Origin of the sequence: Streptomyces sp. BE303 (assembly GCF_036290945.1) — a bacterium.
GTDB lineage: Bacteria > Actinomycetota > Actinomycetes > Streptomycetales > Streptomycetaceae > Kitasatospora.
Map to the genome: position 1 here is coordinate 19,217 of NZ_JAQYWZ010000805.1, position 19,639 is coordinate 38,855.

Genomic DNA, 19,639 nt, shown 5'->3' on the forward strand with positions numbered 1-19,639 from the left:
GAGCCGGGTGGGGGAATTGTTCCTGGTGTGATCTCCGCCATGTTCGCGCACCGCAATTCCGCAGGTAAATCGAGTCCTGGGAATTGTCGGGGAGAACCTGCGAAGATCATGATCCGTACACGAAAGTGTGACCTGACCCGAGGTCAATGCACGGTGCAGGCGTCCACGTCGGCGGTCCGCCCTTCGAAGGACGGGGGAGCCGTCGCGGTCGGCGACGCCCCGGATGCCCGCTCCGCGCCGCCGCCCGGCCCGGCCGCCGCAGCGTCCGCCTCCGCCCCGGCCGCCGCACCGACTGCCGTGTCGGCCGCACCGGCCGCCGCCTCCGCCGCGGAGTCCGCCGCCGCAGCGGCCGGGGCGCCCGCCGACGCGCCGGCCCCCGGGGACGGAAGGGCCGTCGCCGAGGGAAGGGCCGTCGCCGAGGGAAGGGCCGTTGCCGACGGAAGGGCCGTCACCGACGCGAGGGCCGCCGCCGAGGGGCCGGTCCCGGCCCCCGGTGAGGCCCCCGCCGAAGGGGTCGACCCCGGTGGCCGGACGGTCACCGGCCGGTCGTCCCGCAGGGCCGTGAACAGCTGCGTGGTCTGCGGCTGCACGAACTCGTCCCGGTCCGAGTCGAACCGGTACGGCCGGCGCGGGGCGGTCAGGAACACCACGTCCGACGACGGGATGCCGCGCAGGTCCTGGGTGAGGTCGTACAGCGCGCCGAGCGAGGAGAGCCCGCCGTCGGCCTGGACGGAGGAGGTGGCCGCGTCCAGGACCGGCCACAGCTTGGTGGGGTTGAGCAGCACGTCCTGCGACTGGGCCTTGCGGATCAGCGCCGCCAGGAACTGCTGTTGACGCCCCATCCGCTGGGTGTCGCTGCCGTCGCCGAGGGTCTCCCTGGCCCGGACGTAGCCGAGGGCCTGCTCGCCGCGCAGGGTCTGGCGCCCGGCGAGCAGGTCCAGTTTGGCGTCCTTGTCGTGGATCGCCTGCGGGACGCACACCTCGACCCCGTCGACGGCGTCCACCATGCGCTTGAACCCGGCGAAGTCGAGGATCACGTAGTGGTCGATGCGGATGCCGCTGAGCTGTTCGACGGTCCGGATCGAGCAGGCCGGGCCGCCTGTCTCGAAGGCCGCGTTGAACTGCATCAGGCTCTGGCGGCTGCGGGTGCCGTCCGGCTTCTGGCACGCCGGGACGGTCACCATGACGTCCCGCGGGATGGAGACGGCGGTCGCGTGGTGCCGGTCCGCCGCCAGGTGCAGCAGGATCGTGGTGTCCGAGCGCTGGCCGCCGGCCGTGCCGTAGGTGGCGTTGGCACCGGTCCGGTCGTCGCTGCCGATCAGCAGGATGTTCTCGGCGCCCCGGGCCCCGGCGGTCCGGCTGGGGCGCTCGGCCTCCAGACGGGCCAGCAGCTGGTCGGTGGTGGAGTCGGTCCGGATGTTGCCGTCGAGCTTGCGGTAGGCGATCCAGAGCAGGGTGCCGCAGGCGACCAGGACGAAGGCGAGGGCGCCGGCGGTGATCATCAACCACCGTCGGCGCCGTCGCCGGGGCGCGGTCGGAGTGTCAGGAGCGTCCGGGTCCGGAGTGCCCGGGCCCGGATCGTCGGGGTTCTCGGTCGGGGGGTGCTCGGTGTCGTCCTCGGCCATGGCAGGGATCCCTACCCGCCGGGCCCGGACCGGGGGTTACCCGAGGCGCAGTGTCACCCGTTCGGATTCCACCCGCTTCTCCCACTGCTCGGCGCTCAGGCCGTCCGAGTTGCGGCAGAGCACCACCGACGCGCCGGCCGCCAGCGGAGCCAGCAGGCCGGCCTCCAGGCCCGTCCAGCCGTCGTACGAGAGGGTGGAGAGCACCCGGTCGCCCGGCTGCAGGCCGAGCCGGGCCGCGCCCTCGCGGGCGAGCCGGACGGTCTGGTCCCCGGACAGCTTCAGCGGCAGACCGTCGACGAAGGTCTCCAGCGCCGGTGCGTCCGGGGCGACGGGGGAGTAGGGGGCGAACCGGTCGCCCTGGCCCGGCACCTCGGCGGCGTAGTCGAGGAAGCCGTCCGGGCGTTGCGGGAACCGGCCGCCGAGCGGGCGCAGGGCGAGTGCCACCCGTTCGCCCTCGCACGCGTGGGCGGCCTCCAGGCCGTCAGGTCCGCTGACCACCAGGTCGGTGGTCGACGGGTCTCCGGCGGGCAGCGCCACCACTCCGACGGACCAGCAGGCCAGCAGCCATACGGCGCTCTGCCAGTGGGCCGGTAGCAGGAGGGCGGCGCGGTCGCCCGGGCCGGCGTTCAGCTCGTCCTGGAGCAGGTTGGCGGTCTTGGCCACCCAGTTGTCGAAGGTCCGGGCGGACAGCTCCACCCGTTCGCCGGTGGCGTCGTCGTAGAAGGTGACCAGCGGGGCCGCAGGGTCGACCGAGGGAGTGCCACCTCGCAGGAATGCGTGCAGCAGCTCGACGGGGGTTTGGGCATCGGCAGCGAAAGGCGCAGTCATGGTGCGCCCCAGCCTACGGCCTTCGGGTGGACGACCGGGAGGGTGGTGGAGCAGGTGCGGAGCGGCGTGGCGCTCGGGGCGGTTTGAGGTGAACATCCCGTTTATGCGCATCTTTTCCCCGATCGTCCTGCCCGCCGCCCTCCGTTCGCTGCCCGGCCTCCGTTCCCTGCCGGTCCTCCGGCGCCCGTCGGCCCACCACCCCCCGGCCGCCCGCCGGCCCGTCAGTTCCCTCCGCGGCGCCGTCCCCGCCGCCCTGCTCGCCGGCTGCACCGCCGCCCTGCTGCTCCAACCGGCGGCATCCGCCGCGTCGGCTGGCCCGTCCGCCCGGATCCGGACCTCGGCGGGCGGCGGCTCGGTCACCACCCTGCCGCTGACCGCCGGTCATCTCCTCACGCCGCGCACCACCCCGCGGTTCGAACTGCTCGGCGTCGGCTGGGACGGCCCCGCGAGCTCGCTGGCCGGCGGTACCGTCCGGGTCCGCACCCGGGACGCGGCCACCCGGGTGTGGAGCGGCTGGCACGAGCTGGAGACGGACGGCGAGGACGGTCCGGACGGCACGGCCCACGGCCCGGACCGTCTGCCGCGCGGTGCGACGGCACCGCTCTGGACCGGGCCGAGCGACGGGGTGGCCGTCGAGGTGCTGCCCGGTCCCGGCGGTCTGCCGGCCGGGCTGCGGGTCGACCTGGTCGACCCGGGGCACGGCGCCGACTCCGCGGCCGTCCGGACGCTGCCCGCCGAACCCCCGGGCGGCGGTCGACGGGTGGGTCACCAGGCGCCGCGGCCCGGGATCGTCACCCGGGCCGGCTGGGGCGCCGACGAGTCCATCCGCGAGGCGGAGTTCGCGTACACCGGTGCGGTCCGGGTCGTCTTCGTCCACCACACCGCCACGGCCACCGCGTACGAGTGCGCGGACGCGCCCCGGGTGATCCGGGCGATCTACCAGTACCACGTGCAGGGCAACGGCTGGCGGGACATCGGCTACAACTTCCTGGTCGACCGCTGCGGCACCGTCTACGAGGGCCGCGCCGGCGGCACCGACCTGCCGGTGCACGGCGCGCACACCCTGGGCTTCAACACCGACTCGGCCGGCGTCGCGGCGATCGGCACCTACGTCACCGACGTCCCGCCGCAGCCCCTGCTGGACGGCCTGGCCGGGATCTCCGCCTGGAAGCTCGGTCTCACCGACCAGGACGCCGCCGGCCGTACCCAGCTGGTGTCCGGGTCGAACGCCAGCCGCTACCCCCTGGGGACGAGGGTCGGCTTCGACGCCGTCTCCGGCCACCGCGACGGCTTCAACACCGAGTGCCCCGGGGCCGCCCTCTACCCGCTGCTGCCCGACCTGCGGACCCGGGCCGCCGCGCTCCAGGGCCGCTGACCCCCCGCTGCCCGCCGGACCCTTCCGCCGCCCGCACCCCCGCGCGCCCCACCGCCGGGGTGCGGGCGGCGGGGCGAAGGAGACGGCGATCAGGTGCCGCCCCGGCGTCACTCCGGCCCCGGCCCCCGCCCGGTCAGCCCCCGCAGCTCCGCCGTCAACGCCTGCGCGAGGTCCGGCCGCAGGTCGTACCGGGCGGGGGTGTTCTGCAGCAGCGTGATCCGCCACCCCGCCCCCGCGTTCACCGTCTGCACCGCGTTCAGCGCCGGGTCCGGGTCCTCCGCGTCGTCCGGCACCAGCCCCGCCACCGCGTCCAGCTGCGCGACCCCCGGCCCCAGTGCCCGGACCCGCCGCACCTTGGCGACATACTCAGGGGTGGCGTGGTCCGTGAAGATCCGGCCCGGTTCGGCGGCCATCACCGATCGCCCGCTGTGCCGGGTCCCGTCGAACCCGATCACCTCGCCGTCCGCCGCGAACGGTCCGGCGAACGCCGAACCGTCCCGCAGGTTCCACCCCTCCAGGGCCCGGCGGTAGAGGGCCCGCACCGCGCTCCGGTCCCCCGGGGAGAGCTCCGGCAGCCGCGTATCGTTCATACCCCCATGGTCGGGGGCGAGCGATGGAGGTGCACGGCGATGAACGGCGCAGTCGCGACGGTGGAGGGCACCGCCCGCCGCTGGCGGCCCGGTTTCCCGCTGGACGCGGCCCGGACCCTGCTCCCGCTGCGCCGCGGCCCCGCCGACCCGTCGTACCGGACCACGGGGGACGGCGCGGTCTGGCGGGCGTCCCGCACCCCGGCGGGTGTCGGCACCCTGCGGGTGCTGGCCCGCCCGGCCGAGGGCGCGGTCGAGGCGAACGCCTGGGGTCCGGGCGCCGAGTGGCTGCTGGACCGGCTGCCCGTCCTGCTCGGCGCCGAGGACGACCCGGCGGGCCTGGTGCTGCCGCCCGGTCCGCTGCGCGACGCCCAGCGCGCGGCGGCGGGGGTGCGGCTGGCCAGGACCGGCCTGGTCATGGAGTCGCTGGTGCCGGCGATCCTGGAGCAGAAGGTCACCACCAGGGAGGCCTACCGGGCCTGGCGCACCCTGCTGCGGGACTTCGGCACCCCGGCGCCGGGCCCGGCCGAGGACATGTGGGTGGCGCCGTCGGCGCGGGAGTGGGCCATGGTGCCGAGCTGGGAGTGGCACCGTGCGGGTGTGGACCCGAAGCGCTCGGCGACGGTCCAGCGGGCCGTCCGGCTGGCACCCCGGCTGGAGGAGGCGTCCGCGATGGACCACACCGCCGCCTTCGCCCGCCTCACCGCCGTCCCCGGGATCGGTGTCTGGACGGCGGCCGAGACGCTGCAGCGCAGCAACGGGGATCCGGACGCGGTCTCGGTCGGCGACTTCCACCTCCCGAACACGGTCGGCTGGGCGCTGGCCGGCCGGGTGCGCAGCGACGACGCCCAGATGCTGGCCCTGCTGGAGCCGTACCGTCCGCACCGCCACCGGCTCTGCCGCCTGCTCGCCTCCACCGGCGCCCACGCACCCCGCTTCGGCCCCCGCCTCGCCCCCAACGACCACCGCCACCGCTGACGCGGACTCTCCGCTTCCGGCTGCTGCCGGACGACCTCGGCAGCTGATCCCGGCGTCGGCCGCTCCCGTGTCGAGGTGCGGCTACCGCACCTCGACGAACGCGTCGGCGGTGCGCTCCGGGCGGCTGCGCGGCGGCTCCGCGGGGCGGCCGACGGCCACGGCGCCCATCGGGTCCCAGTGACCGGGGAGGTCCAGCACCTCCCGCACGGTGTCGCGGCAGAACATGGTGGAGGAGACCCAGGCCGAGCCGTAGCCCTCGCCGGCCAGGGCGACCAGCAGGTTCTGCACGGCGGCGCCGATCGCGACGGTGAACATCTCCCGTTCGGCCGCGGTCCGGCGCGCGTCGGGGTAGTCGTGCGAGCCGTCCATCACCAGGCAGGGCACGACCAGGTAGGGCGCGGCCCGCAGGACGTCGCCGCGGGCGGTACGGCGGGCGATCTTCTCCTCGTCCCAGCCGTCGAGTCCGGCGAGGTCGCGTCGCCAGGCGGCGAGCATCGCGTCCAGCAGCTCGGTCCGCACCGAGGGGGTCTCCAGCAGGACGAACCGCCAGGGCGTGGTGTGGTGCGGTGCGGGTGCGGTGACCGCGGCGGCGACGGCGCGCCGGACGGCGCCGGGGTCGACCGGTTCGGAGGTGAAGGCGCGGACGGTGCGCCGCTGGGTGACGGCCTGTCGGACCGCTTCGGAGGTGCCGAGCCGGAACATGTCCTCGGTGGCGGGGCGGATGATCGGCCGGACGCCCTCGCCGTCCTCGGCGGTGACGAGGTGGCCGAGGCCGCGGACCACGGCGACCGGGGTGCCGGTGGCCTTGCCCTTCACCAGGTCGGCGGCGGCGGCGAGCTCGTCGGCCGTGGCGGTGACGGTGAGGGCCAGTTCGTTGCCGTGCGAGTCGGTGCGGCCCCGGTGGTCCTCCAGGACGGGCAGCCCGGCGGCGCCGATGGCGACGTCGGTGAGCCCGTTGCGCCAGGGGCGGCCGAAGGTGTCGGTGACGACGACGGCGAGCCGGCGGCCGGTCAGCTGCTGGAGGCGGGCGCGCAGGGCGCGGGCCGAGCCGTCCGGGTCCTCGGGGAGCAGCAGGACGGTGCCGGGGGCGGTGTTGGAGGCGTCGACGCCGGCTGCGGCCATGACCAGGCCGTTGCGGTTCTCGACGATCCGGATGCTGCCGCGCCGGGCGATCACCCGGACGGTCTCGGCGTCGATCGCGGACTCCCGGTCGGCGGCCCGGAGCACCCGGCCCTCGGCCTTGCTGATCACCTTGGAGGTGACGAGCAGGATGTCGCCGTCCTCGTACGCCGCGGCCTTGGCGATCAGTCCGGCGAGGTCGGAGCTCTCGTCGATCTCGGGCAGTCCGGTGACGGGGAGGACGGTCAGGGTCACGCGCGCACCTGCTCGGCGAGCGCGAGGGCGGCCCTGGCCATCTCGGCGGTGGTGGGGACGTCGGTCATCAGCAGCGGGACGGCCCGGCAGGCGATGCCGCCCGCCTCGACGGCGGCCACGGAGGCCTCGTCGGCGGTGTCGACCAGCCAGCCGTCGAGCAGGCCCTCCCGGTGTCCGGGGCCGCCCTCGTCCGTGCCGTCCCGCAGCGCCGCCCTGCTCCCGTAGTTCAGCGCGACGGCCTCGGCGGTGGCCTCGACGCCGACGGCGGCGAGCACCTTGTCGGCCATGCCCCGGACGGGCGCGCCGCCGATGATCGGGGAGAGCCCGACCACGGGGGCGGTCGCGGCGGCCACCGCGGCGCGGATGCCGGGCACGGCGAGGATGGTGCCGATCGAGACGACCGGGTTGGACGGCGGGAAGAGGATGACGTCGGCGGCGGCGATGGCCTCCAGCACGCCGGGTGCGGGCTTGGCGGTGTCGGCGCCGACCGGGACGATGGCCTCGGCGTCGACGGCGGCGTGCAGCCTGACCCAGTACTCCTGGAAGTGGATCGCCCGGGTGCCCTGCTCGTCGGTGATCCTGACGTGGGTCTCGATCCGGTCGTCGCTCATGGGCAGCAGCCGCACGCCGGGCCGCCAGCGGACGCAGAGCGCCTCGGTGACCTGGCTGAGGGTGTAGCCGGCGGTGAGCATCTGGCTGCGGACGAGGTGGGTGGCGAAGTCGCGGTCGCCGAGCCCGAACCACTCGGGGCCGACGCCGTACTCCTTCATCTCGGCCTTGATCGACCAGGTCTCGTCGGTGCGGCCCCAGCCCTGTTCCTCGTGGATTCCTCCGCCGAGGGTGTACATCACGGTGTCGAGGTCGGGGCAGACCTTCAGTCCGTAGAGGTGGATGTCGTCACCGGTGTTGCCGATGACGGTGATCTCGTCCTCGGGACCGATGGCCTCCCGGAGTCCGCGCAGGAAACGCGCTCCGCCGATCCCGCCTGCCAGTGCCACGATGCGCATGCGCCCATCCTGCCACGCGCCGACGGGTCGTCAGCCCGACCCTCGACCGTCCGTGGCCGGGTCCCGGGTCAGTGGGCTCCGGCCTGCTCCTGCGGGTGCTGCTGCGGTTCCCGGTCGGCGTGCTGCTCGGGGACCGCGGCGCCGCCGTACTGGTTCATCGCGGTCAGACCGGGGGTGTACAGGTGGATGGAGACGGCCGGCTCCAGCGAGCCGTTGACCACCTCGTGCAGGTAGCCGGAGGAGAAGACGCGCTGCCCGCCGGGGCGCAGCGTCCGGGCGCCCTCGCCCGCGTGCGTGAGCGAGCGCTCGACCAGCTCGCCCCGGACGACGGTCATGACGCCGTTGGACTCGCCGTGGTCGTGGAAGCCGCTGCTCTGGCCGGGCAGCCAGCTGAGCAGCCAGACCTCGTAGCCGGGGCCGGTCTCCAGCCGGGAGTACCAGCGGGTGAGCGCGTCGTAGCGGACGAGCGGCTCCCAGCGGGAGCGGTCGGCGGCGATCTCGCGGACCAGCTGGGCGTAGCCGGCGACGGTGGTGGGGTGGCTGGGCAGGTCGGTGCGGGCGAGGTGCGGGAAGGCCAGCGGGTCGCCGGCGATGGAAACGTCGCTGAGTCCGTCCGTCCAGGCATGGGTCGGGCGGACCGGGGTAGCCGGGTGTGCGGCACCGGGACCGCGGTGGATGAGCTTGTTGCGGTCGCGGTTCCGCTTGCGGATGCGGATCATTCGCACGGGAGTCGTCCTCGGATGGCTGGTTCGTCAGGGGATCAGCCGGATCCGGGATGTCCTGGGGCGGGAATCGCGGGCGGCCTCTGTGCTTCCTGGGCGGCGCGCGGTGGGACGGCGGGCGCCTAGATACAGCGGCAGGAACAGAGGCGACAACAGGAGTTCACGGCACGGCGGAGCGTGGAACCGCTCCGGGGGCTGGCGAACTCTGACATAGGGGAAAGGAGACCGCATCCGCGGGTGCGGTGTCAACTCCGGAGAGCGGACATTCAGGTGATATCGGCCATGAACTAACCGATGGGGTGATAAATCACCCTCTATGTTTCGATGAGAAGATCGCCGGGAAGGCAGCCCGATGACCGGCCTGTGCAGGTGAGTGCGCGTCATTCGGCCCCTGATGGCGAACGGTTCATGAACGTTCGAGGCAATCGGGCGACAGGTCCCATGTGTCCGGTTATGTACACTATTCGTAACGGCTTGGTGCCGGGGAGTGAATCCTGGCCCCAATACCAGAGCTCGGCTTGACTGGGCCAGAGTGACGCAACTGTAATTTCACTCGTGTCGTCGGCCGCACGAGGCAACGGCAACCACGGGGACGCCAATAGGGGCAGAGGAGGCGCGCCACATGAGCGAGCTCTTTGAGCTGTTGATCGGTGACGGCATCGAAGAGGAGGAGGAACTCGGCTGGCAGGAGCGCGCGCTGTGCGCCCAGACCGACCCCGAGTCCTTCTTCCCGGAGAAGGGCGGCTCGACCCGCGAGGCCAAGAAGGTCTGCCTCGCCTGCGAGGTCCGTTCCGAGTGCCTGGAGTACGCCCTGGCCAACGACGAGCGGTTCGGCATCTGGGGCGGCCTCTCCGAGCGCGAGCGCCGTCGGCTCAAGAAGAGCGCCGTCTGACCGGTCCGGCCTCCGGGCCCGGCCACCGCTCCGGACCCTCCCGACCCTCCGCGAACCCCGGCGGCGACCGCGGCCGGACACCCGCACCGCCCTGAAGGCGCCTCACCCCGGTGGTGAGGCGCCTTCGTGTTCCCGGCCCTTTCTCCACGGCCCCTGCACCGCTCGCACGGACTCCGTGGACGGAGCGGCCACCCGGAGCCGTTAGTGTGGTGCGCCATCCGGTTGCCGTTCACCGGCTGTGTCCACCGAGAACTGGGGCCCGCGCACGCGATGACCGTCTACAGCCACCAGAGCGGACTCTCCGCCAGCAGGCCGCCCGCCTATCCGCGTCACCTGGTCACCGCCGTGATCGTCTCGCACGACGGCGCCCGCTGGCTGCCCCAGGCCCTCGCGGGCCTGCTCGGCCAGGACCGCCAGGTCCAGCGGATCCTCGCCGTCGACACCGGCTCCACCGACGACTCTCCGCGACTGCTCGCCGACACCCTCGCCGACTGGCTCCCGGAGAGCGGCCCGACCGTCCTCGGCCGCCGGGCGGGCTTCGGCACCGCCGTCGCCGAGGCCGTCTTCAACAGCCCGCCGCTGCGGCCCGAGGACCTGCCCTACCGCCTCGACCCCTCCGGCTACGACCCGGTCACCGGCGGCTGGGACGACTTCGGCGACCCGCTCGGCCAGGACGACGACCTCGGCCGCGGCGGCCCCCGGGAGACCCAGCCGATCGAGTGGCTCTGGCTGCTGCACGACGACTGCGAGCCGCAGACCGACGCGCTGCGCCGCCTCCTCCAGGTCGCCGACTCCACCCCCAGCGCCGCCGTGGTCGGCCCCAAGCTGCGCAGCTGGTACGACCGGCGCCAGCTGCTGGAGGTCGGCATCAGCATCGCGCGCTCCGGCCGCCGCTGGACCGGTCTCGACCGCCGCGAGCAGGACCAGGGCCAGCACGACCAGGTCCGCCCGGTGCTCGCCGTCTCCTCCGCGGGCATGCTGGTGCGCCGCGACGTCTTCGAGGAGCTCGGCGGCTTCGACAAGGCCCTGCCGCTGATGCGCGACGACGCCGACTTCTGCTGGCGCGTCAACGCGGCCGGCCACCGGGTCGTCGTCGCCCCCGACGCCGTGCTGCGGCACGCCGAGGCCGCCAGCCGCGAGCGCCGCGCCATCGACTGCGGCCCCGCCCACCCGCACCGGATGGACAAGGCCGGCGCCGTCTACACCCTGCTCGCCAACTCCAAGGGCGTGCTCTTCCCCTACGTCCTGCTCCGGCTGGTGCTCGGCACCGTGCTGCGGGTGGTCGCCAACCTGCTCGGCAAGGACCCGAAGCAGGCCTTCGACGAGCTGGCCGGCCTCGGCCACGAGCTGGTCCGCTTCCCCCGTCTGCTGGCCGCCCGCAAACGCCGGGCCCGGGCCCGCGCCGCCGACGCCCTGGACGACCGGACGCTCTTCCCCGCACCCGGCGCCACCGCCCGCCTCGCCGTCGAAAGTGTGGTCGGCTCGCTCGGCATAGGGGGAGCGGACGACGCCGGAGCCGGCCGGCACGGCTCGGTCGAGGCGGGCCCCGGCGACGAGGACGCCGAGGACCTGGTCGTCGAGCAGTTCACGCTGATCAAGAAGCTGGCCCGGCGCCCCGCGCCGGTCCTGTTCGCCGCCCTGCTGGTGTTCGCCCTGGTCGCCTGCCGCGGCCTGTTCGGCGGCGGCGCCCTGTTCGGCGGCGCCCTGCTGCCCGCGTCCGACGGCGCCGCCGGCCTCTGGTCGATGTACGCCGACGCCTGGCACCCGGTCGGCACCGGCTCCACCTCCGCGGCGCCGCCCTACCTCGCGGTGCTGTCGGTGCTCTCCTGGATCCTGTTCGACCACGCCGACCTCGCGGTCACCCTGCTGGTCGTCCTCGCCGTTCCGCTCTCGGCGGTCAGCGCCTACCTGGTCTCCCGGCCGCTGATCGACTCCAAGCTGGTCCGCGCCTGGGCCAGCGCCACCTACGCGCTGCTGCCCGCCGCCACCGGTGCACTCGCCCAGGGCCGGATCGGCACCGCCGTCCTCGCCGTCCTGCTGCCGCCGCTGGCCCGCGCCGCCGCGATCGGCGCCGGCCTCGGCATCCGCGCCGAGAGCGCCGCCAAGGGCGCCCGGCCGGGCTGGCGCCCCGTCTGGATGACCGTCCTGCTGCTCACCCTGGCCACCGCGTTCGTCCCGCTGGCCTGGGCCCTGGCCGTCCCGCTCTGCCTGGCCATGCTGGTCGCCGCGGTGGTCCGGGGCGGTGCCTTCGGCTCCGGCGTCGCCGCGCTGCGCCTGCTCGGCCTGCGCGTCCTGGTGATCCTCGCGCTTCCGGTGGCGGTGCTCGCCCCCTGGTCGTTCCAGGTGCTGTCGCACCCCCAGCGGCTGCTGCTGGAGGCCGGCCTGCCCGGCCCGCACGGCGCCGTCCCCTCCGCGGCCGGCCTGCTCATGGTCAACCCGGGTGGCGCCGGGGTGCCGCCGGTCTGGCTCTCCGCCGGTGTGGTGCTCGCCGCGCTGGCCGCCCTGCTCCGGGCCGACCGCCGCCGCGCGGTGCTCGCCGCCTGGGGCGCGGCCGGGGCCGGACTGCTCTTCGCGGTCGCGGTCGCCGGCACCTCGGTGACCCCGGCCTCCGGCGGCCCGGACATTCCCGCGTGGTCCGGCCCGGCCACCCTGCTGGCCGGCATCGCCCTGCTCGCCGCCGCCGCGATCGGCGCCGACGGCGCCAACACCCGCGTGGCCGGCATCGCCTTCGGCTGGCGCCAGCCCGTCGCCGCCCTGGTGGTGGCCGCCGCGGTGCTCGCCCCGCTGGGCACCGGTCTCTGGTGGGCGGTCACCGGCGCCGACGGACCGCTGCACCGGGCCCGCTCCGCCCAGGTACCCGCCTTCATCGCGGAGCAGGCCGGCACCTCCGACCGCTCCCGCACCCTGGTCGTCACCGGCGACCGGAAGGGCGGCTCGGTCAGCTACACCGTGGTCCGCGGCGCCGGGCTGACGCTCGGCCAGGCCGAGTCCACCGTCGACCCGGCCACCGGCACCACCGCGGGCCTGGACCGGACGGTCGGCAGCCTGCTGGCCGGCTCCGGCGCCGACCAGGCGGTCGCGCTCGCCGGGTACGGCATCGCCTACGTCCTGGTCGACCAGCCGCTGATCGGCGCCTTCAAGGACGTCCTCGACACCACCCCCGGCCTGGTCAAGGCCAACCAGGACGGCGGCGCCGCGCTCTGGCAGGTCGACGGCACCCCGGCGACCCGCGCCCTGATCACCGCCCCGGGCGCCGTCCCGGTGGTGGTCCCGTCCGGCGAACGCGACATCGCCACCACCGTCCCGGCCGGTCCCGAGGGCCGGGTCCTCCGGCTCGCCGAGGCCGTCGGCCCCGAGTGGCAGGCCACCCTGGACGGCACCGCGCTGGAGGCGACCACCGTCGACGGCTGGGCGCAGGGCTTCAAGCTCCCGGCGGCCGGCGGCAAGCTGGCCGTCACCCGGGAGGGCAGCCTGCTGCACACCGGCTGGATCTGGGCCCAGCTGCTGCTCGGCCTGACCGTCCTGGTGCTGGCCCTGCCCGGCCGGCGCAGCCACAAGGACGACGACCTCCCGGAGGACGTGGTGGCCGCCGCCGCACTGGCCGCCGCGGCCCAGGCGCAGGCCCCCGCCCCCGGCAGCCGCCGGGCCCGCCGGATGGCCGAGCGCGCCGAGGGCGGCGAGGCCGGCGACGGCCCGGAGCACGGCGACCCGGACGGCGGCGTGTACGAGGGCCGGCCGGGCGCGGTCCCGGCCCAGGCCGCCGGCGACCCGTCGGGCGGCGCGGTCCGGGCGGCCGCCGCCGCCCAGGAGTCCGAGCCGTACGCGGACCCGTACCAGGCCTACCAGCAGGCCGACCCGTACAGCTACGACCCCTACACCGCGCAGCAGCCGGTGGCCGCGCCGTACGGCGGCGGGGCGGGCTACGGGCAGGACGGCTACCAGCCGCAGGCCTACCCGCAGACCCCGGGCTACGACCCGTACCAGCAGCAGGAGCCGCAGGACCCGGCGTACGGCTACGACCAGTACCAGCAGACCGGGCAGCAGCCGTGGGTGCCGGGGCAGCCGCAGCCCGAGCCCTACTACGACCCGAACAGTCCGAATGACCCGAACGATCCGCACGGGCCGGGCCGGTACCCGCACCACCACGGATCGGGGAGCTGACCTGCGATGAAGAAGCCCGCGTTCAAGAAGAAGTCCGACCCGCAGACCGAGGGGGCCGCCGGACAGTCCGGCCCCGCCCCGAAGGGCTCCGGCGCGGCGAGGACCACCCAGTCGCTGCTGGCCGCCGCCGTGGTGCTGGCGGCGGTGTTCGGGATCGCCTCGCTCCGCCCGCCGGCGACCCCGGCCGCGACCACCGCCACCGCCGCCTCGGCGCAGGTCGAGCGGACCTCGGTGGTCTGCCCGCAGCCGATCCAGGGCCTCACCGGCTCCACCGCGTTCACCGCCTACACCCCGCCGGGTGCCGGCGCGCCCGCCGCCGGCGGGGCCGGCTGGATCTCCGAGGCGGCCGCACCCGCCGCCGCCCCGCCGTCCGCGGCCCCGGCCACCCCGGCCCCGGCCGCGACCGGTGCGCCGACCGGTGCGCCGGCGACCGCCGCGCCCGCCGTCGACAAGAACGCCGCGCCCGCCGACGCCCGGCTCACCCTGGCCAAGCCGGGCACCCCGGTGACCGCCCCGGCCTCCAACGGCGACACCGCCCCGGGCGCCGGAGCCGTCGCCACCGGGGCACTCGCCCCCGGCTTCACCGTCACCCAGACCACCACCGTCACCGAGCAGCGCGGCCTCGGGCTCTCCGGTCTCACCTGCACACCGGCGGGCACCGGCTTCTGGTTCGCCGGCGCCTCCACGGCCGGGGACCGCACCGACTACGTCAGCCTGGTCAACGCCGAGTCCACCGCCGCCGTGGTCGACCTCAAGCTCTACGGCGACAAGGGCCTGATCGAGAACGACGCCGCCAACGGCATCACCGTCGCCCCCGGCAGCTCGCAGTCGGTGCTGCTGCCCACGATCAGCAGGGGCCAGGTCGCCGACCTGGTCGTACAGGTGGTCGCCCGCACCGGCCGGGTCGGCGCCGCCCTGCACGCCGCCGACGGCGCCAAGGGAGCCGACTGGGTGCCGGCCTCCGCCGATCCGGCGCCCACCCAGGTGCTCCCCGGGCTTCCCGCCGACACCTCGGCCGCCCGGCTGGTGGTGTGGGCCCCGCCGGAGGACGACGCGGACCTGAAGATCCAGCTCTCCGGCAAGAACGGCTGGTTCACCCCGGCCGGCAACGAGTCCGTCCACGTCAAGGCCGGCACGGTGGTCGCCGTCGACCTCGGCAAGGTCACCCGGGACGAGGTGGCGGGCCTGCGCCTGTCGCCCACCGACGACAAGCACCCCACCAAGGTGGTGGCAGGCCTGCGGATCGACCGCGCCGCGGCCAACGGCAAGTCCGACGCGGCCTGGCTGAGCGGCACCGTGCCGGTCGGCGCCCGCGCCACCGTGGCCGACAACCGCGGCGGCGGCGCCTCCACGCTCTTCCTCACCTCCACCGGCGAGGCCGCCACCGTCCGGGTCACCGCCTCGGCGGGCACCGGCGGCGGCACGCCCGCCACCAAGGACGTCGAGCTGCCGGCCGGCGGCACGGTCGCCCTCCCGGCACCCGAGCCCACCGGACTGAACGGCTCCTACGCGCTCACCGTGGAGACCGTCTCCGGCGGTCCGGTCGCCGCCGCCCGGATGCTCGCGATCACCACCAAGGACGTGCCGATGTTCACCATCCAGGCGCTCCGCGACGACCGCAGCAGCGTGCAGGTCCCGAAGGCCGCCCAGGACCCGGGCGTGGTCCTGCGCTGAGCGCGGACCGACGGACCCGACGACGGCGGCGGGGGCGGTACCCGGTTTCGGGTACCGCCCCCGCCGCCGTCGGGCCGGTGACCGTCAGTCCTCGTCGTAGCGCGGGTCGATGGCGTCCGGCGAGAGCCCCAGCAGCTCGGCGACCTGCTCGATCAGGATCTCGTGCACCAGCGCCGCACGGTCCTCCCGCGACTTCGCCCGGATCTCCACCGGCCGCCGGTACACCACGATCTGACTCTTCCGCCCCTGCCGGCCCGGTGAGACCCGGCCCAACGGCACCCCGCCGTCGGGATCGGCCGTGCCGTCAGGCTCGTGCAGCGGCACCTCCTGGACGGCGAACTCGACTTCGATCAACTGCGGCCAACGCCGTTCAAGCCGCTCCACCGATTCGCGCACGTAGTCGTCGAACAACTCGGAGCGCGTGAGCGAGATCGGTACCTGCGGAGGCGCCAGCGGGCCGCGCAGCCCCCTGCCGTGCCGGTCACGGTGCCGGGGGCGGCGCGAGGGACCCGTCGATGACTGCGGTGCGGAGCTGTCCATATCACTGCCGAGGGTAGTCCTTGGGCGGTCGGAAGTGGACCACCCCCGCACCTAATCGCCCGGGGCGGCGGGTGCACGCACGGGCGCGCGGCCGCGACACGGGACGCCCTCCGGGCAGGCGGTCTTCGCTCCCCGGCGGGGAGTGCTGTACCGTCCACCCTCGTGAGCTCTGTACGTCGTTGTTCGCGGACCGCGTGCGGCCGGCCGGCCGTCGCAACGCTGACGTACGTCTACGCGGACTCCACCGCCGTCCTGGGCCCGCTCGCCACCTACGCCGAGCCGCACTGCTACGACCTGTGCGCCCAGCACGCCGAGCGCCTCACCGCCCCGCGCGGCTGGGAGGTGGTCCGGCTCGTCGCCGAGGCCGGCCCGCTCCGCCGCAGCAGTGACGACCTCGAAGCGCTCGCCAACGCCGTCCGCGAGGCCGCCCGCCCGCAGACCCCCCGTCAGGGCCGCGGCCCCGAGGGCGAATCCACCGAGGCCGGCCGCCGCGGCCACCTCCGGGTGCTCCGCTCGCCCGACAACTGACACCCGGTCCCCACCCCCCGGGCACCACCCGCCTCGCACGAACGCCTCCACCGGCCCCGGTACGCTGCCCCATGACCGGGTACCGGCCGCTGCCGAGCCCGGACGTATCGTGACCATGGGCGACCAGCCCGTCGACCGACCCGTCGATCAGACGGAGAACCAGGGTGGAGCCGCAGTGCGCGACCTCAAGCAGCTCGTGAAGGCGTACGACGTCCGAGGCGTCGTCCCGGACCAGTGGGACGAGAACCTCTCCCGCGCCTTCGGCGCCGCGTTCGTGCAGGTCACCGGGGCGACCGCGATCGTGGTCGGCCACGACATGCGGCCCTCGTCCCCGTCGCTCAGCCTGGCCTTCGCCGAGGGCGCCGCCGCCTACGGCGCGGACGTCGTCCGGATCGGCCTCTGCTCGACCGACCAGCTGTACTACGCCAGCGGCTCGCTCGACCTGCCCGGCGCGATGTTCACCGCCAGCCACAACCCGGCCGAGTACAACGGCATCAAGCTCTGCCGTGCCGGCGCCGCCCCCGTCGGCCAGGACACCGGGCTCTCCGAGATCCGCGAGCTGGTCGAGTCCTGGACCGCCGCCGACGACACCGTCACCGTGCCGGTCCGGGACGTCGAGCCCGGCTCCCTCTCCGAGCAGGACACCCTGCGCGGCTACGCCGACCACCTGCTCGGTCTGGTCGACCTCACCGCCGTCCGCCCGCTCAAGGTCGCCGTCGACGCGGGCAACGGCATGGGCGGGCACACCGTCCCGACCGTCTTCGACGGCCTGCCGATCGACCTCGTCCCGATGTACTTCGAGCTCGACGGCACCTTCCCCAACCACGAGGCCAACCCGCTCGACCCGAAGAACCTGGTCGACCTCCAGGCCAAGGTCCGCGAGGTCGGCGCCGACCTCGGCCTCGCCTTCGACGGCGACGCCGACCGCTGCTTCGTCGTCGACGAGCGCGGCGAGCCGGTCTCCCCGTCCGCCATCACCGCGCTGGTCGCCGTCCGCGAGATCGCCCGCGCCCGGGCCGCCGGCGAGGACGAGCCGACCGTCATCCACAACCTGATCACCTCCTGGACCGTCCCCGAGGTGGTCCGCGAGCTCGGCGGCAAGCCGGTCCGCACCCGGGTCGGCCACTCCTTCATCAAGCAGGAGATGGCCGTCACCGACGCGGTCTTCGGCGGCGAGCACTCCGCGCACTACTACTTCCGCGACTTCTGGCGCGCCGACACCGGCATGCTCGCCGCGCTGCACGTGCTGGCCGCCCTCGGCGGACAGGACCGCACCCTCTCCGAGCTCACCGCCGAGTACGACCGGTACGCGGCCTCCGGCGAGATCAACAGCACCGTCGCCGACCAGGCCGACCGGACCGCCGCCGTCCGCGCCGCCTACGCCGGCCCGGAGGACGTCACCGTCGACGAGCTGGACGGCCTGACCGTCACCGGCCCCGACTGGTGGTTCAACCTGCGCGCCTCCAACACCGAGCCGCTGCTGCGCCTGAACGTCGAGGCGAAGGACCCGGCGAGGATGGCCGAGCTGCGTGACGGCGTCCTCGCGCTCGTCCGCGCCTGACGCACACCCGTCGTGCCCCGGCCGGTAGGGTTTCCTCTCGGCCGGGGCACCGCCGTGCCATCCCTCTGAACTGGAGCCCGAACCCCATGAAGCTCGAAGCCTTCCTGCTGGAGATCCTGGTCTGCCCGCAGTGCCGGTCCGCGCTCACCGAGGGCGGCACCGAGGAGCAGCCGGAGCTGGTCTGCGCCGGCGAGGGATGCGGCCTGGCCTACCCGGTCCGGGACGGCATTCCGGTCCTGCTGGTGGACGAGGCCCGCCGCCCCGCGTGATCCTTGGGTCGGGCGCCACCGGGCCCGACCCGCACCCCGCAGTACCGGCATACCCGCAGTACCGGCCTTGCTCGCAGTCTCCGCAGTACCGGCAGTACCGGCAGTACCGGCAGTGCCCGCGGTGGAACTCCGCCGCACCACCCCGCCGCACACCCCTCAGCCAGCAGCCCTCAGCGCCCAGCCAGCAGCCGGAGGCCCGCCGCATGCTCGACGACACCCTGCTCGACGACCCGGCCGCCCTCCGGCGCGCCGACCACGACCGCGCCCTGCTGGCCCTGGCCGGTTCCGGCGCCCGGGTCCGCACCGCGCTGCGGCTCGCCGAAGCCGCAGGCATCGACCGGCTCCGCCCCGACGGCCGCCCGCGCGCCGTCCTGGTCGCCGGCCACGGCAGCGCGCTGACCGCCGCCGAGATGCTGGCGGCCCTGGCCGGGACCGCGAGCCTGGTCTCCCCGCTGCCGCCCGCGGACGCCGCGCCCGTCCCGCGCACCGACCGGGCCACCGCGCCGCCCGTCTTCACGGCCGGCCTGGCCTGGCAGCTCCCCGGCTGGGCCGGGCCGCTCGACCTGCTGGTGGTGAGCTCCGCCGACGGCGGCGAACAGGGCCTGGTCGCCCTCGCCGAGCAGGCCTACGCGCGCGGCTGCGCGATCGTGGTCGTCGCGCCCGAGGGCAGTCCGCTCGCCGGGGCCGCGCTCCAGGTCCGCGCCCTGCCGCTGCCCTTCGTGCCGTCCGCCCTGTCGTCCGACTCCCCTGACGACGGCACCCCGCCCGCGGCCGCGTACGCCGCCGAGCCCGACCTGCCCGCCGAGGACCCGGCCGCGCTCTGGTCCCACCTCACGCCGCTGCTCGCGCTCTGCCAGAAGCTCGGCGTCACCCAACTGCCGTACGACGCGCTGGCGGCCACCGCGGACCTGCTGGACGAGAGCGCCGTCCGCTGCCGCCCGGACGCCGCCGCGTACACCAACCCGGCCAAGGGGCTGGCCGCCCGGCTGGCCGGGACGGTACCGCTGCTGTGGGCCGAGGGCCCGGTGGCCGGGGCGGCCGCCGGCCGGTTCGCCGCCCAGCTCGCCGACCGGGCCGGCCGCCCGGCCCTCGCCGGCCCGCTGCCGCAGGTGCTCACCGCGCACCGCGGCATGTTCACCGGCCAGCTCGGCGCCGGGGCCGACCCGGACGACTTCTTCCGCGACCGGGTGGAGGAGCCGGACCCGCTGCACCTCCAGGTCCTGCTGCTGCGGCACATCCCCGGCGACCAGCCGTCCGCGGCTCCGGCCGGGCCCGGCGAGCCGGACGACGGCCCGGCCGAGGTACCGGCCGACGACGAGGGCCCGCGCAGCTTCGGCGCCACCCGGGCGCACCGGCTCGCCGCCGCCCACGACGTCCGGCTCACCGAGTACGCCAGCCGCCGGGCCGACCCGCTGCACGCGCTGGCCGACCTGGTCGCGCTCACCGACTTCGCCGCCGTCTACCTCGGGCTCGCGGCACAGTCCTGAACGCGTCCGGCCCGGCCCGGTACCGTATGCG

At 75.3% G+C, this 19,639-nt stretch carries 16 protein-coding genes; 9 read left to right on the forward strand and 7 right to left on the reverse strand.

Annotated features, from left to right (window positions below):
* Window positions 1-143 precede the first annotated feature (143 nt).
* Both PUR56_RS26935 and PUR56_RS26940 read right to left on the reverse strand, forming a co-directional pair.
* Window positions 144-1,625: an LCP family protein gene (locus PUR56_RS26935; RefSeq protein ID WP_329950811.1), complete on the reverse strand. Its 1,482-nt coding sequence runs from the start codon at window positions 1,623-1,625 to the stop codon at window positions 144-146.
* A gap of 36 nt (window positions 1,626-1,661) precedes the next feature.
* Window positions 1,662-2,453, reverse strand: coding sequence for a TIGR03089 family protein (locus PUR56_RS26940; protein WP_329882765.1), 792 nt, complete (start codon window positions 2,451-2,453; stop codon window positions 1,662-1,664).
* Between the two features lie 103 nt (window positions 2,454-2,556).
* On the opposite strand from PUR56_RS26940, the gene PUR56_RS26945 reads away from it, so the two are divergent.
* A complete protein-coding gene (locus PUR56_RS26945) occupies window positions 2,557-3,828 on the forward strand; it encodes a peptidoglycan recognition protein family protein (protein ID WP_329950812.1) in 1,272 nt (423 codons plus the stop codon).
* A gap of 107 nt (window positions 3,829-3,935) precedes the next feature.
* On the opposite strand, the gene PUR56_RS26950 is transcribed toward PUR56_RS26945, so the two are convergent.
* The gene (locus PUR56_RS26950; RefSeq protein WP_329950813.1) at window positions 3,936-4,418 is read right to left on the reverse strand and encodes an SgcJ/EcaC family oxidoreductase; all 483 of its coding nucleotides are present in this window, start codon (window positions 4,416-4,418) and stop codon (window positions 3,936-3,938) included.
* Window positions 4,419-4,457: 39 nt separating this feature from the next.
* Here PUR56_RS26950 and PUR56_RS26955 point away from each other — a divergent pair, with 39 nt between their 5' ends.
* The gene (locus PUR56_RS26955) at window positions 4,458-5,393 is read left to right on the forward strand and encodes a DNA-3-methyladenine glycosylase family protein (protein ID WP_329950814.1); all 936 of its coding nucleotides are present in this window, start codon (window positions 4,458-4,460) and stop codon (window positions 5,391-5,393) included.
* Window positions 5,394-5,474: 81 nt separating this feature from the next.
* Here the strand turns inward: PUR56_RS26955 and PUR56_RS26960 are convergent, their stop codons facing one another.
* The 3 genes from PUR56_RS26960 to PUR56_RS26970 all read right to left on the reverse strand — a co-directional run bounded on the left by PUR56_RS26960 (window position 5,475) and on the right by PUR56_RS26970 (window position 8,499).
* Window positions 5,475-6,767 (reverse strand): coenzyme F420-0:L-glutamate ligase, encoded by a 1,293-nt coding sequence (locus PUR56_RS26960; RefSeq protein ID WP_329950815.1) that lies wholly within the window; start codon window positions 6,765-6,767, stop codon window positions 5,475-5,477.
* Window positions 6,764-7,774, reverse strand: a complete 1,011-nt coding sequence (cofD, locus tag PUR56_RS26965) for a 2-phospho-L-lactate transferase (RefSeq protein ID WP_329950816.1) — start codon at window positions 7,772-7,774, stop codon at window positions 6,764-6,766. The genes PUR56_RS26960 and cofD overlap by 4 nt, the downstream gene beginning before the upstream one ends.
* Window positions 7,775-7,842: 68 nt before the next feature.
* On the reverse strand, window positions 7,843-8,499 hold the full coding sequence (locus PUR56_RS26970) for a cysteine dioxygenase (protein ID WP_329950817.1): 657 nt from the start codon (window positions 8,497-8,499) through the stop codon (window positions 7,843-7,845).
* Between the two features lie 619 nt (window positions 8,500-9,118).
* Here PUR56_RS26970 and PUR56_RS26975 point away from each other — a divergent pair.
* The 3 genes from PUR56_RS26975 (at window position 9,119) to PUR56_RS26985 (ending at window position 15,223) form a co-directional block, all read left to right on the forward strand.
* The gene (locus PUR56_RS26975) at window positions 9,119-9,388 is read left to right on the forward strand and encodes a WhiB family transcriptional regulator (RefSeq protein WP_030310813.1); all 270 of its coding nucleotides are present in this window, start codon (window positions 9,119-9,121) and stop codon (window positions 9,386-9,388) included.
* Window positions 9,389-9,658: 270 nt separating this feature from the next.
* Window positions 9,659-13,549, forward strand: a complete 3,891-nt coding sequence (locus PUR56_RS26980) for a glycosyltransferase family 2 protein (RefSeq protein ID WP_329950818.1) — start codon at window positions 9,659-9,661, stop codon at window positions 13,547-13,549.
* 6 nt (window positions 13,550-13,555) lie between these two features.
* On the forward strand, window positions 13,556-15,223 hold the full coding sequence (locus PUR56_RS26985; protein ID WP_329950819.1) for a DUF5719 family protein: 1,668 nt from the start codon (window positions 13,556-13,558) through the stop codon (window positions 15,221-15,223).
* 84 nt (window positions 15,224-15,307) lie between these two features.
* Here the strand turns inward: PUR56_RS26985 and PUR56_RS26990 are convergent, their stop codons facing one another.
* Complete coding sequence (locus tag PUR56_RS26990) at window positions 15,308-15,763, reverse strand: metallopeptidase family protein (RefSeq protein WP_329882775.1); 456 nt, start codon at window positions 15,761-15,763, stop codon at window positions 15,308-15,310.
* 162 nt (window positions 15,764-15,925) lie between these two features.
* Between PUR56_RS26990 and PUR56_RS26995 the strand changes: the two genes are divergently transcribed.
* The 4 genes from PUR56_RS26995 (at window position 15,926) to PUR56_RS27010 (ending at window position 19,608) form a co-directional block, all read left to right on the forward strand.
* Window positions 15,926-16,291, forward strand: a complete 366-nt coding sequence (locus tag PUR56_RS26995) for a DUF3499 domain-containing protein (protein WP_329950820.1) — start codon at window positions 15,926-15,928, stop codon at window positions 16,289-16,291.
* A gap of 115 nt (window positions 16,292-16,406) precedes the next feature.
* Window positions 16,407-17,852, forward strand: a complete 1,446-nt coding sequence (locus PUR56_RS27000) for a phosphomannomutase/phosphoglucomutase (RefSeq protein WP_443034575.1) — start codon at window positions 16,407-16,409, stop codon at window positions 17,850-17,852.
* Between the two features lie 86 nt (window positions 17,853-17,938).
* A complete protein-coding gene (locus PUR56_RS27005) occupies window positions 17,939-18,121 on the forward strand; it encodes a Trm112 family protein (RefSeq protein ID WP_329882778.1) in 183 nt (60 codons plus the stop codon).
* 203 nt (window positions 18,122-18,324) lie between these two features.
* Window positions 18,325-19,608, forward strand: a complete 1,284-nt coding sequence (locus PUR56_RS27010; protein ID WP_329950822.1) for an SIS domain-containing protein — start codon at window positions 18,325-18,327, stop codon at window positions 19,606-19,608.
* The last annotated feature ends 31 nt before the right edge of the window (window positions 19,609-19,639 follow it).

Bases quoted from the DNA above. Each gene is read 5' to 3' on its own strand.
- PUR56_RS26935 (WP_329950811.1), bottom strand. From the start codon at position 1,625: ATGGCCGAGGACGACACCGAGCACCCCCCGACCGAGAACCCCGACGAT.
- PUR56_RS26940 (WP_329882765.1), bottom strand. From the start codon at position 2,453: ATGACTGCGCCTTTCGCTGCCGATGCCCAAACCCCCGTCGAGCTGCTG.
- PUR56_RS26945 (WP_329950812.1), top strand. From the start codon at position 2,557: ATGCGCATCTTTTCCCCGATCGTCCTGCCCGCCGCCCTCCGTTCGCTG.
- PUR56_RS26950 (WP_329950813.1), bottom strand. From the start codon at position 4,418: ATGAACGATACGCGGCTGCCGGAGCTCTCCCCGGGGGACCGGAGCGCG.
- PUR56_RS26955 (WP_329950814.1), top strand. From the start codon at position 4,458: ATGAACGGCGCAGTCGCGACGGTGGAGGGCACCGCCCGCCGCTGGCGG.
- cofD (WP_329950816.1), bottom strand. From the start codon at position 7,774: ATGCGCATCGTGGCACTGGCAGGCGGGATCGGCGGAGCGCGTTTCCTG.
- PUR56_RS26975 (WP_030310813.1), top strand. From the start codon at position 9,119: ATGAGCGAGCTCTTTGAGCTGTTGATCGGTGACGGCATCGAAGAGGAG.
- PUR56_RS26980 (WP_329950818.1), top strand. From the start codon at position 9,659: ATGACCGTCTACAGCCACCAGAGCGGACTCTCCGCCAGCAGGCCGCCC.
- PUR56_RS26985 (WP_329950819.1), top strand. From the start codon at position 13,556: ATGAAGAAGCCCGCGTTCAAGAAGAAGTCCGACCCGCAGACCGAGGGG.
- PUR56_RS26990 (WP_329882775.1), bottom strand. From the start codon at position 15,763: ATGGACAGCTCCGCACCGCAGTCATCGACGGGTCCCTCGCGCCGCCCC.
- PUR56_RS27000 (WP_443034575.1), top strand. From the start codon at position 16,407: ATGGGCGACCAGCCCGTCGACCGACCCGTCGATCAGACGGAGAACCAG.
- PUR56_RS27005 (WP_329882778.1), top strand. From the start codon at position 17,939: ATGAAGCTCGAAGCCTTCCTGCTGGAGATCCTGGTCTGCCCGCAGTGC.
- PUR56_RS27010 (WP_329950822.1), top strand. From the start codon at position 18,325: ATGCTCGACGACACCCTGCTCGACGACCCGGCCGCCCTCCGGCGCGCC.